General features: G+C 58.5%; 9 protein-coding genes. 2 read left to right on the top strand and 7 right to left on the bottom strand.

Annotated features, from left to right (window positions below):
- Positions 1-97: 97 nt before the first annotated feature.
- From lysA to WCS52_17880, 3 genes are all read right to left on the bottom strand, one after another.
- A complete protein-coding gene (gene lysA / locus WCS52_17890; GenBank protein MEI6169056.1) occupies positions 98-1,342 on the bottom strand; it encodes a diaminopimelate decarboxylase in 1,245 nt (414 codons plus the stop codon).
- A 111-nt stretch (positions 1,343-1,453) separates the two neighbouring features.
- Positions 1,454-2,527 (bottom strand): hypothetical protein, encoded by a 1,074-nt coding sequence (locus tag WCS52_17885; protein ID MEI6169055.1) that lies wholly within the window; start codon positions 2,525-2,527, stop codon positions 1,454-1,456.
- 162 nt (positions 2,528-2,689) lie between these two features.
- Positions 2,690-2,911, bottom strand: coding sequence for an addiction module protein (locus tag WCS52_17880; protein ID MEI6169054.1), 222 nt, complete (start codon positions 2,909-2,911; stop codon positions 2,690-2,692).
- 183 nt (positions 2,912-3,094) lie between these two features.
- Between WCS52_17880 and WCS52_17875 the strand changes: the two genes are divergently transcribed.
- Positions 3,095-4,132: a Gfo/Idh/MocA family oxidoreductase gene (locus tag WCS52_17875; protein ID MEI6169053.1), complete on the top strand. Its 1,038-nt coding sequence runs from the start codon at positions 3,095-3,097 to the stop codon at positions 4,130-4,132.
- A gap of 100 nt (positions 4,133-4,232) precedes the next feature.
- Here WCS52_17875 and WCS52_17870 read toward each other — a convergent pair whose 3' ends face one another.
- Genes WCS52_17870 through lgt form a run of 3 tightly spaced genes read right to left on the bottom strand, consistent with a single transcriptional unit; the run spans position 4,233 to position 7,049 of the window.
- Complete coding sequence (locus WCS52_17870) at positions 4,233-5,360, bottom strand: Ldh family oxidoreductase (GenBank protein MEI6169052.1); 1,128 nt, start codon at positions 5,358-5,360, stop codon at positions 4,233-4,235.
- Positions 5,361-5,412: 52 nt separating this feature from the next.
- A complete protein-coding gene (locus WCS52_17865) occupies positions 5,413-6,321 on the bottom strand; it encodes an RluA family pseudouridine synthase (protein MEI6169051.1) in 909 nt (302 codons plus the stop codon).
- Positions 6,318-7,049 carry a prolipoprotein diacylglyceryl transferase gene (lgt, locus tag WCS52_17860; GenBank protein MEI6169050.1) on the bottom strand — a complete coding sequence of 244 codons (732 nt, stop codon included), beginning with the start codon at positions 7,047-7,049 and terminating at the stop codon, positions 6,318-6,320. Before lgt ends, WCS52_17865 begins: the two co-directional genes overlap by 4 nt.
- An 89-nt stretch (positions 7,050-7,138) precedes the next feature.
- On the opposite strand from lgt, the gene WCS52_17855 reads away from it, so the two are divergent.
- Positions 7,139-9,529, top strand: a complete 2,391-nt coding sequence (locus WCS52_17855) for a protein kinase (protein MEI6169049.1) — start codon at positions 7,139-7,141, stop codon at positions 9,527-9,529.
- Here the strand turns inward: WCS52_17855 and WCS52_17850 are convergent.
- The gene (locus WCS52_17850; protein MEI6169048.1) at positions 9,526-11,274 is read right to left on the bottom strand and encodes a DUF885 family protein; all 1,749 of its coding nucleotides are present in this window, start codon (positions 11,272-11,274) and stop codon (positions 9,526-9,528) included. The two genes, WCS52_17855 and WCS52_17850, sit on opposite strands and share 4 nt — an antisense overlap.
- Positions 11,275-11,356: the final 82 nt, after the last annotated feature.

Here is an 11,356-nt window from a genome sequence, read left to right as displayed (position 1 = left end):
ATCGCACTTTTCTCCTTTATTGAAAAGTGTCAATCTACAGCCGGACGGGACATGTTCTGTCTTCTGCCCTCTGTCCGCTGTCTTCTGCCTACTATCCTTATTTCAGGGCTTCGCCCCGGACGAGGTCTTCCCAGGTTTCGCGTTGGCGGATCTGGGTGGCCCGGTCGCCCTCCACCATGATTTCGGCGGCGCGGGGCCGGCTGTTGTAATTCGAGGACATGGAGAAGCCATAAGCGCCGGCGCTCAGTGCCACCACCAGGTCGCGCTCCTTCACCTCCGGCAGCTCGCGATCCTGTGCCAGAAAGTCACCGGATTCGCAGATCGGGCCGACGAGGTCCCCCGTCACGGTCTTGTCCGTGGCGTTGACCGGCAGGATCTCGTGATACGCCTGATACAGCGAAGGGCGGATCAGGTCGTTCATGGCGGCGTCGACCACGATAAAGGTTTTGAAATGGCTCTGCTTCACATATTGAACGCGCGTCACCAGGATGCCGGCGTTGCCGACGATGCTGCGACCGGGCTCCATCACCACCTGCAGTCCCAACTCCTTAAGGGTGGGAAGAAGGAGTGACGCATACGTCTTGGGGTCCAGCGCCTGCTGGTCCGGCTTGTAATTGATGCCCAGTCCGCCGCCGATATCCAGGTAGCGGAAGGTGGGGTACTTGGCTTTGAGCTGGCGGCAGAAGTCGGCCACCTTGGCCAGGGCCTCGCCGAACGGAGCCGCGTCCAGGAGTTGTGAGCCGATGTGCATGTGCAGGCCGGCAATTTCGATATGGGGCAGGGCGGCGGCCATGGCATAGGCCTGCATGGTGCGTTCGAAATCAAGGCCGAACTTGTTTTCCTTCTTGCCGGTGCTGATGTACTTGTGCGTTTTGGGATCGACATCCGGGTTGACGCGGAAGGCGATACGGCCCGTGACGCCGAGCCGTTTGGCACACTCGGAGATGCGGAGGGCTTCGGGTTCCGACTCGCAGGTGAAAAAGGCGATCTGTTCCGTCAGGGCGTATTCGATTTCCTCGCGCGTTTTACCGACGCCGGCGAACACGATGGTGTTGGCCTTGGCTCCGGCGCGGAGGACGCGGAACAATTCCCCGCCGGAAACGATGTCGAACCCGGCGCCTTCTTCGGCGAGGGTTTTGATCACGGCGGCATTGCTGTTCGCCTTGACGGAAAAACAGATCAGTGGCTTGATCTCGGCCATGGCTGAGGCAATCGCCTGATACCGCTCCTTGAGGTGCGACTTACTATAGACATAAAGCGGGGTGCCGTAGCGACGGGCCAGCTCTTCCACGGACACATCCTCGGCGAACAACTTCCCTGACTTGTAATTAAATGCCTGCATAGCTTCCTTTGTCTTTCGTTTTTGAGTGTGCATAGCTATCAAAACCGACTGGGAATGTCAAAAGGGGGAATGCGCCAGGGGGTGGCGGCTGCACGGCCTGTTGCCAATGGCTCACGGCTTACTGTCCATCCACTCCGTGAGCAAGGCGCATTCAAGGCCGAACGGCAGGTAACCGGCGAAGCCGAGGAGTGGCATTTCGAAAATATGGAAGCGGTCAACAAAGGGCACTGTATAAATCCATTTTTCCAGACTGAGGAAATTCCACATCTCCCAGAAGAAGCCACAGACCAGGGCGGAGAGGGCTGCCAGGAGCAGGGGCTGCCAGTTGCCACGAGCGGGGGCGTTGAACAGGGTCGGTGTACCGTTCAGTGCACGGATTGCGCCAATGACGATCAAGGGCGAGATCCAGAGCAGGGGGAATAGATATTCAGGCCAGAGACTGATTCCCGCTAATCCCATGGCGGAGAAGGTCAAGGCCAACCAGGCGAGGCGGCGAGGATGCGGCACCCTGAAGGGGCGCCAATTAGCCAGCCCTGAAGTCAGTCCGGGGAAACTTGCCAGCCAGGCGCGGGTGGCAACAAAAGCCGGCAGGACGGTCGCGAAGGGGAGAGTCGCCCTCAGCACATACTCCTCTGCGGTCAGGGGCCCGATGCCGATGTAATGCCAATTCTGGACGAAGCGGTTGAGGTATTCAAAGAACCACCAGAAGCCGGCACTGATGGGAAAAAGGGCGAGAAAGGAGCCCGGGGAGTCGGTCAGTGGCGAGCGGCCCATGCGCCGGAAGGCCAGGGCATTCATCACCAGGATATAGGCCAGCCACAAGGGGGTGAAGGTAAAGGGCTGGAAGGGCGCGAACCAAGGGAAGCGGGTCCAGGCCATGACCCAGGGAAGTGCGCCGAAGAGCAGGGCCAGCCAGCCCCACCAGGGGAAATGGCCGGTGATGGGTTGTTTAACGGTTGAAGGACAGGAGGAAATGATCCGCCAGACAAACGGCCCCATGATGGCGAGGATGAACGCCGCCAACCCGCAGAACGCCGGCCATGAAAATGGCGAGTGAGAGACAAAGTCGGTTCGGGGCGGCATTTCCAGATAGGGTGCGACGGAGCCACCTGCCAGCCAGATCCCCAGAAGCGGCATCCCGAGCAATAAGATCACTCCGCCGAGCCATCCAGTTAAGCGTTTCATCAGGCTAAAGTCTTTCTCTCCATGGGGTAATTTCTCAACACAAATCAAGGGGAGGTGAGGGAACGCCCAATCCAGTAGCGGGGTTCACGGTGGAGATGAGCAATGGCCACAATTACTACCCAGTCGCCATCCTGCCCATAGACAATCCCATAAGGCGCAGCTTCATTGACGTTGGTATTTGGCCATAACTTCGTTGTATGAGACCGTCTCCGCCTGCCCGGATTTATAGGCGTTCCACCTTTGACGTGCTTCTTGCGCCCAAGCTGAGTCGATGGAAGGATCTGGCCGATCAAGCTGAATCAGAATCCGGTCAACAAGGGACATCTTTTGAATGTCTGAAAGGACTTGGATTTGATTTGCAATTTCATCTTCAATTGCCAGCATGATTTTCTCCTGTTTATGCCGAACCGCTTATAATGCAGGGAATATTACCGCTCTGGGTGGAGTGAGTCAACCCTCGCCATTCTGCTAAACTTTCACCAGGCTGAAGCCTTTCTTCTCGGCAGCGGTTTTTCATAGACCATCATTGTGTTTGTGTTTTTGGTGCTGTTTTGACACTTTCTCGCCATGAAAAACATCGGACTTGTCGGCTGTGCTCACATTCATACCCCGGGCTTTGTGAAAGCGATTCTTAACCGCTCCAACCTGAAGGTGACCAAGGTCTGGGATTCCAACCCGGCCCGTTCGCAGAAGCGGGCGGCCGATCTGGGCGCGACTGTCGTCAGCGAGTCGGCTGACATATGGAAAGACAAGGATATTGAGGCGGTGGTCATTTGCTCCGAGACGAACCGCCATCAGGAACTGGTCGCCGTGGGCGCAAAATCCAGGAAGCACCTGTTTGTGGAGAAGCCGCTGGGCATGGGTGCCAAGGACAGCTTCGCGATGGCCAAGGCCATTGAAAAAGCCCGGGTGATCTTTTCTACCGGCTATTTCATGCGTGGGTTTGCGACCAACCTCTTCCTTAAGGAACAGGTGGAAAAGGGGACGTTCGGCAAGATTACCCGCATTCGCGGCTCCAACTGCCATTCGGGGGCTCTGGGCGACTGGTTTGCCGCCAAGCCTCAAGATCCGGCCGATGACTGGCGCTGGATGGCCGACCCGTCCATCTCCGGCGTGGGGGCCTTTGGCGATCTGGGTACCCACTCCCTTGACATCATGTTGTGGCTGATGGGTGACGTGGAGTCCGTTACCGCCTGCGTGGACACCGGCATCCAGCGTTACCAGAACCAGTCCGGCTTCTGCGACGAAACCGGCGAAGGCCTGCTCAAGTTCAAAAATGGGGCCATCGGCACGCTGGCGGCGGCCTGGGATGACGTCGCCAATCCTGTCTCCCTGATGATTAGCGGTACTGAAGCCCACGCGGCGGTGATCGGTGGCAAGTTGTACTTCAAATGCGACAAGCTGGGGATCAAGGATGACCAGCCACACGAGCTACTCCCTGCCGTTGTGCCCTCGGGCTTCGAGAGCTGGCTTAATGCCATCAGCGGGGATGCGAGTGCCCGCGTGGTTCCTGTCCGCGAAGCGGCCTATCGGCCCGCCGTCATGGAAGCCCTGTACAAGGGCGCGGTGACAGGCAAGTGGGTGGCCCCGAAGTGCATGAAATAATCTATACATCCACTGGTGGCCGCCGACCTCCGGGCGGCGGCTAATCGCGCCCAGAGGTCGCGATCCACCTTTAGTGGATATCGGGATTATTTCAGGACCGTTAGTAATTCGCCTTCGTTTCAAACGGAAATACATGCTGCTGCAGATTTAATTCGCGTTTGAGCTGCAGTATTTGTTTCTGCAGTACCGGATTGACGGGCACGCCCTTGTCGCGGCGCTCCAGCCAGGTCAGATATTCTTTTTCGCCCGCAGTGTAGATCCGCTGTTCCCCGGGGGCGAGATGGGAGTGGCGCAGTTGCCTCAGGATCTCGCCGGAGGCGCGTTTGAATTCCGCCGGTTCGATGAAGGCGGCAATGTCGATGGCGATAAAGAAATGGCCCAGATGATAAGGTTGCTTGGCGCCGTCGGGGCTAAAGCCCAGCAAGCCTTTCAGGAAGGTCCCTTGCTGGAGCGCGGCGGACAGGATCTCGACGACCGTGGCATAGCCGTATCCCTTGTAGCCGCCCCCTTCCTCGCCGATACCGCCTAATGGGGTCAGTGCGGCGGTGCCTTTGATCAGGTCGTCAAGGATCTGGTGGGTATCGGTACGGGTTTGGCCGTCTTCGCCGATGACCCAGCCTGGCGGGATCGCTTGATCAAGGCGGTCATAGACTTCAATTTTCCCGCGTTGTGAAACCGATGTGGCGCAGTCCAGGAAGAATGGAAAGGCTTCATCCGTCGGCATGGCGAAGGTCAGCGGATTGGTGCCCAGCATATTTTCCACGCCAAAGGTCGGGGCAATGGACGGCCGGGCATTGGTGCCGGTGATGCCGATCATGTCGTTCCCGGCTGCCATCAGCGCATAATATCCGGCGATGCCGTAGTGGGTCGAGTTCCTGACCGCCACCATGCCCATGCCGTATTTTTTTGCCTTGTCGATGGCCATCTGCATGGAGCGTTTGGCGATGACCATGCCCATGCCGTCATGACCGTCAATGACGGCGGTGGTCGGGCCTTCCCGGATGATTTCAAACTCCGTTACCGGATTCTGGATGCCTTCCTTGATCCGGTCATAATAGATTGGTTTCAGCCGGCCGATGCCGTGTGAGTCGATCCCACGTTTATCGGCGGCAATCAGCACATCGGTGCAGACGATCGCGTCCTGTTCCGGGACGCCGATTCCCATGAACACGTCTTTGATAAAGCGTTCCATGCACTCAAACGGTATCCAGCATGTCTCGTTTTCCATCACTCCACCTCCATTCAATCTATATATTCTGAAATGTGGCGCAGGCAAATCGCTATTTTCGAAGAGCGGCCAGCAGTTGCTTCATGTCCTCCGGAAGCGGGGCCTTAAACGTCAGTACCTCGCCGGTCGAGGGATGGGTGATGGTCAGGCGGGCGGCGTGAAGCATCTGGCGGGGAGGGAGGGGGACCGGCAGGACGTTGTGGCGGGGGCGGCCATACAAGGGGTCCCCGATGATGGAATGTCCGAGGTGGGCCATATGGATGCGAATCTGGTGGGTGCGACCGGTTTCAATGCGGACGCGCAGTAAGGAGGCGTCTGCAAAGATCTCCTGCGTTTCGTAATTCGTAATGGCGTTGCGGCCATGATCCGGGTGGGTACACATTTTCTTGCGGTCACGGGGATTCCGTCCGATCAGCGTCTCGGTCCGGCCTGCGGAGGGCGTCAGGTGTCCCCAGACCAGTGCCAGATAGTCCTTGGTGGTTTCCCGGTCTTTGAACTGATGGGACAGTGACTGCATGGCTTTCTCATGCTTGGCTACCACCATCACGCCCGTCGTGTCGCGATCAAGGCGATGCACAATCCCCGGACGTTTCTCCCCGTTGATCCCCGACAGGTCGGGGCAATGCGCCAGCAAGGCGTTCACCAGGGTGCCCGAGGTGTGTCCTGCGGCGGGATGGACGACCAGGCCGGCCGGCTTATTGATCACGATCAGATCTGCGTCTTCATATAAAACATCCAGGGGAATGGCTTCCGGCCTGAGGTCAATCTCAACCGGGGGCGGGATCGCGATCTGGATGTCCTGTCCGGAGGCGAGGGTTTGACTGGGTTTGGCGGGTTTCCCGTTCAGGGTGATATGGCCCGTGCGGATCAATTCCTGGATGCGGGCCCGCGAGAGGTCTGGCTCCACCCGGCTCAGCCAGGCATCCAACCGCTTGCCTTTGCCATCAGGAGTAACTTTCATTTTTTCCGGGTATAGCCCCACAGGGCGATTCCGATCCCGATCAGGGCCAGGCTGATGAGTTGGGCCACATCCAGTCCGCCGTAGACACGCATGCGGTCATCGCCCCGGATGAATTCCAGCAGGAAGCGACCGACGGGATACGTCATGAGGTAAAGGGCGACTACCGAACCCGTGCGCGTTCCGCGCCGGTTGATGAAATACCAGGTCAGGAGGCCATAGACCCCCAGATTGAAGCAGGCTTCATAGAGTTGAACCGGGTAATGGGAAAGCCCGGCCGCCAGGAAAGAAGAGGGGGCCGCCTCGCATCCGCCGCAACAGCCGTTCAGGAAACAGCCTACCCGGCCCAGGGCATGTCCGAGCGGGAGGGCGGTGACGGTGAAGTCTGCCAGGTCGCTTGCCTTGAGATGGCGCCAGGTCGTGAGAATGAAAAAGGCCAGGATGCCGCCAATGAGCCCACCGTAGAAGATCAGGCCGCCCTGATCGACCCGGATAATCTCCTGGGGTGCCGCGCGGAAATAGGTGAAATTGGATATCACGTAGGCGGTTCGGGCCCCCAAAATCCCGCCGACCATCAGCCAGAAGGCCAGATCAGAGGCCAGTGAGGTGTCACGCCGGGTCCGGTGCCCGAGCCACTGCCAATGCAGGAGTCCGGCCATGAACGCCAGTGCCATCATGACCCCATACCAGTAGACGGGGTGGGATCCGATATGAAAACAAACAGGATTCATAGTGGTTTAAATAGAAATCAATTTCAGTAGACACATCAATTCATACTAGGCAAAATGATCAGGAATAACAATAAACGTTTGTAAAAAGCATGGTACCAAGTTCGTCAGAAATTATTACGGATCCGATGCCGGAAACCTCCTGCATCAAGTGCGGCCATTTGATGGATATTTCCGGCCTGCCGACCTTCACCCAGATTGCGTGCCCTGAATGCGGGACTCAGCAGGGGGTCCCCGGCAAGCTGGGCTCCTTTGTTCTGGTTGACCTGCTCGGCAAAGGGGGGATGGGTGCGGTCTATCGCGGGCATGATGTGGGGCTCAATCGATGGGTAGCGGTCAAGGTCATGCAGTCCAGTTTCGGAGGGAACCCCGAGTTCGTGGAGACCTTCCGGCGTGAGGCACAGGCCGCCGCCGCCTTGAATCATCCCAATATTGTCCAGATCTATTCCTTTGGTGTGGCCCATGGACAGCCCTATCTGGTGATGGAGCTGCTTGAAGGCGGGCGTCTGGACCATATGATTGCCAAGGGCGAACTCCTGAATGAAGCCCTGATCTTCAAGATCGCCGTCGATGTGGCCGAGGGCCTGAATGCGGCGGCCGCCATCAGTCTGATTCATGGTGATGTTAAGCCTGAAAACATTTTGCTCGATAATAATGGCGTGGCCAAGGTGGTGGATTTCGGCCTGGCGCAATTCAAAGCCAAGGCGGAGGGTGGCACCGCCAAAGGAATTTGGGGGACGCCCTATTACATTGCGCCTGAAAAGCTCCGCGGGCATCCGGCGGATGCGAGGTCGGATATTTACAGCCTGGGGGGAACCCTGTTTCATGCCCTAGCCCTGAAGCCGCCCTTTGAGGGTGAAACGCCGATGGATGTGGTGAAGGCCCGCCTTAAAGAACCGGCCCCGCCACTGCATACGTTCCGGCCCGGAGTCAATCACGAGGTTGAGGGGATTGTGGCCAGGATGCTGGAAGCAGAGCCCCAGAAGCGGTATCCGAATTACAACTCCCTGATGTCGGACCTCCGGCGGGTGTTGGCCTCGTTAGCGCCCCCGGTGGAGCATGGGCCGCAAACGGTGAAAAAAGGGGGGAAATTTGTCCTGACCAAGAAGAAAGGCTCGGGGACGACAGCGGCTATGACGGCCAACGTATCCGGGTCCATCTCCCATTCCGGCATGGTGGAGCCGGTTCCCGAGGATGCCAAACCCCCGTTCCGGCATTGGAAAGCGGTCCTTTGGAGTGTGGTGGGGGTGTGCGTACTGGCGGGTGCCATTGGCGGAGGGGTTGCCTACAAGGCGGCTAAGGACCAGAAGACCGAAGCGGGAAAAGCCCGGGCACAGGTGGCCAAGGCGCTCAAAAGTGCGGACCAGATCTTGAAGGAGCTTCAGCCGATTGCCGGTGATTTTTCCAATCGCGTGATCATGGTGGAAATGTGGGGCTCTAATGCCCAGCAAATGGTCTCGATGGTGGCGACCGGGGCAGCGGTATTGACGGAGGCGGCGGAGTGGGTGGACGCCGGTTCCAATGCCTCGGCGGTGGCGGCTTCGGCGGCCCAATTTATGGCCGGTCCGATGGCCGGTGCGAACACGGAGTTGAAGGGCATCCTGGAAAACGTGGCCACCCAGCGCAAGGTGATTATGACGGCCACCAATTCCGACATGGCGATGGCGGCCGTCTCGACCCTGACCAATATTCCCGGCCACGTGGCGGATCTTCATAAATCGGTGGCGGACGAAATGGCGAAAATTCAAAAAGGGGGGGAGTCAATGGCCCCCCTGCTTCACCGGTATTCAAAGGCGGTTCAGTCGGCCCTGCTGGTATCCGCGGACGTTGCGGAAAAAACCGCCCGGGAAAAAGCGGTCCAGGAAAAGGCGGAGGCGGAGCGACTGGCTACTGAGAAACAGGAAGCGGAGAAACAGGCGAAAATCCAGGTGGATATGACCGCCCTTGCCGACAGTCGCAAAACGTGCGGGGAGCTGGTGCAGCAACAGAGATTCGCCCCGGCCCTCGAGCTCATTGAGCAGGCGACCAAGTCACTCCAGACGCCCGAGGGTAAAGCCAGGGGGCGGCATATGGTCAAGGCCTACAAAATGATGGTCGACATGAAGGGGGTCATCATTGAAGGGATCAAAGCCGATGTGAAGGCCAATCCCGATACCGGCTACCGCTTCGGCTGGCTGGGGAGCAAGGATATCCTGGGCGCAGATGAGGCCAAGGTGATCACGCGTGATGCGCAGTACCCCTGGGAAGCGGTGCCTGCGGGGCAGATGATGCGTTTTATCAAATATTACATTGATAAGGGCGGCATGAACCGCCATGAGCAGTCGCAGCATTTCTTTGCGGTGGCGTTCTACATACACGAGGCCTTCGGGGGGAATGAAAAGGCCAAGGCGCAGGCGGTCAAGTATCTTAAAGATGCCCTGCATGGCAGCCCCAGTCTTGAGGAAATGGCCAAGGCGATCCTGCCCGACCTGGTGGCCGACTAAAATTTCCAGCTGGACCGGGTCGTGCGGCTGAGGGGGAGCTTGAGCAGTTCCGCGCGGATCCATTCGATCGGAATGGCGTTTTCAGCAAGAAGCGCGTCGTTGAACGCTTGCTCCGTCATGGCGCCGCTCTCCACCAGTTCTTTCCGCAACGCTTCGAATTGGAGTCCTCCCAGCATATAAGCCGCCTGATAAAGCGGGGAGAAGCCGTCACTGATAAAGCGGCGCACCTCGCTGGTGGCGCCCAGCCGTTCGTGGCCCACGTGGTCAACCAGGAAATCCACCATTTGGGTCGGGGTCATCTGGCCCAGGTGGAATTTAAGGGAGACCTCGATCCGGGCCGCCCGGTTCAGACGCCAGAAGAGCATGCCTAGCCGGTCGGCGGGGGATTCGGCCCAGCCGAGATCCCACAGCCGGCGTTCCCAGTAGAGGGCCCAGCCTTCCACATAAAACGGGGTTGAGAAATACGCGCGGGCCTGGTGGTGACGCAGGGCCTGGAAACGCTGGAGGTGGTGACCGGGAATCAGTTCGTGAGGGGTGACGGTGTGGACAAAATGGCGGTTGTTGCCCCGCATGGCCATGAGTTTGTCGTCATGATTCATATCGTCCCGGGCATAGGCGACCATCATGTTCTGGTTGTTATAGGCGGCGTAGGGAATGGTTTTCATGGTCTCGGGCGACATCATGGTGAGGCGCCAGGTCTCCTCGCAGAGCGGAGGGAGGGTCACCAGTTGGTGGTCTTTGACGAAGGCAATGGCCTGCCGGGCGGCCTTGTCGACCAACTCACCCTGTTGACCGGGATCGGCAAAATCGGCCTTAACCTTGGCCAGGGCGGCTTTCCAGTCGTCGCCACATCCCATTTCGCGGGCGGCCCGCTTCATCTCGACTTCACACCAGACCCGCTCACGGGCCCCGATCTGGAGCAGGGTTTCAGCATCATAAGGCAGGATCTCGTGCCGGATGGCAATCGCCAGCGCCTCGGCGCCGATGGGCTGACCAATCAGCGGGTCATCGTCCTTGCCTTTCAGGCCGGCAACGTCTTCCCTTAGGAATTTGGCATAGCCTTCAAGATCCTTGTCCGCTTGCTCATAAGGGGCTTTCAGCCACCAGGAGAAGTCCGGCTGGTACCCGCTATGGAAGACATACCAGCGTTTCAAGACCTCGCGCAATTGGGTTGCTGACGTCGCCGTACGTTGCGCCAGCGCAGGGGATACCGTTAAAGGGGGGGGATTGGTCGATACACTTGCGACGGCATTCGTTTTCAAGCCCTGCTCCACCTGCCCTTTCAGTTGCTTGAGGGTGCGGGAGAGTTCGGCGACCTGTGAGGCGGTGGCCTGCCCCTGAACGGGCCTTCCCTGCCAGCGGGCCTCCTCAAGGGAGTAAATGACGCGGGCAAAGGGTAGGAGGGGGGCCAGCTCCGTCCATTTGTTGCGTTCAAAGGCCAGGGCATCTAAAGCGCTTTCCAGATCGTTCTGCATAAGCAGAAAATCCACTTTATCGGACTGGGGGAGGGCTTCAAAATTCACAGAATCCAGGCGGGTAAGCCAGTTGGAGTAAAGGAGGCTCAGCCGTTCAAACCGGATGGGTGCACCGGGGAGGTCGTACGAGTTAGAGACATCCATCTGGTCCGCAGCATACTCGCGGATCAGTGCAGGGATGTCCTGTGAGTTCGGTGAACAGGCGGCAGGGGCGGCCTGAAAAATAATCGCTGCTAAAGTGAGCCAGGCCAATGGTTGTAAACAGTTCATAGTGGTGCCAGTCTTGCCCGTCCCGGCAAACTCGTCGAGTCAAAAATTAGACGCCCGCGCTTGACTATGATAGGCTAACTCC

Source organism: bacterium, assembly GCA_037128595.1.
Lineage (GTDB): Bacteria > Verrucomicrobiota > Kiritimatiellia > CAIKKV01 > CAITUY01 > JAABPW01.
The sequence above is the reverse complement of the archived record's forward strand: the minus strand, read 5'-3'. Positions and strand labels throughout refer to the sequence as shown.

What these genes read in the sequence shown, in the direction of transcription:
- WCS52_17880 (MEI6169054.1), bottom strand. Translation starts at nt 2,911, where the DNA reads ATGCTGGCAATTGAAGATGAAATTGCAAATCAAATCCAAGTCCTTTCA.
- WCS52_17850 (MEI6169048.1), bottom strand. Translation starts at nt 11,274, where the DNA reads ATGAACTGTTTACAACCATTGGCCTGGCTCACTTTAGCAGCGATTATT.
- WCS52_17875 (MEI6169053.1), top strand. Translation starts at nt 3,095, where the DNA reads ATGAAAAACATCGGACTTGTCGGCTGTGCTCACATTCATACCCCGGGC.
- lysA (MEI6169056.1), bottom strand. Translation starts at nt 1,342, where the DNA reads ATGCAGGCATTTAATTACAAGTCAGGGAAGTTGTTCGCCGAGGATGTG.
- WCS52_17870 (MEI6169052.1), bottom strand. Translation starts at nt 5,360, where the DNA reads ATGGAAAACGAGACATGCTGGATACCGTTTGAGTGCATGGAACGCTTT.
- lgt (MEI6169050.1), bottom strand. Translation starts at nt 7,049, where the DNA reads ATGAATCCTGTTTGTTTTCATATCGGATCCCACCCCGTCTACTGGTAT.
- WCS52_17865 (MEI6169051.1), bottom strand. Translation starts at nt 6,321, where the DNA reads ATGAAAGTTACTCCTGATGGCAAAGGCAAGCGGTTGGATGCCTGGCTG.
- WCS52_17855 (MEI6169049.1), top strand. Translation starts at nt 7,139, where the DNA reads ATGGTACCAAGTTCGTCAGAAATTATTACGGATCCGATGCCGGAAACC.
- WCS52_17885 (MEI6169055.1), bottom strand. Translation starts at nt 2,527, where the DNA reads ATGAAACGCTTAACTGGATGGCTCGGCGGAGTGATCTTATTGCTCGGG.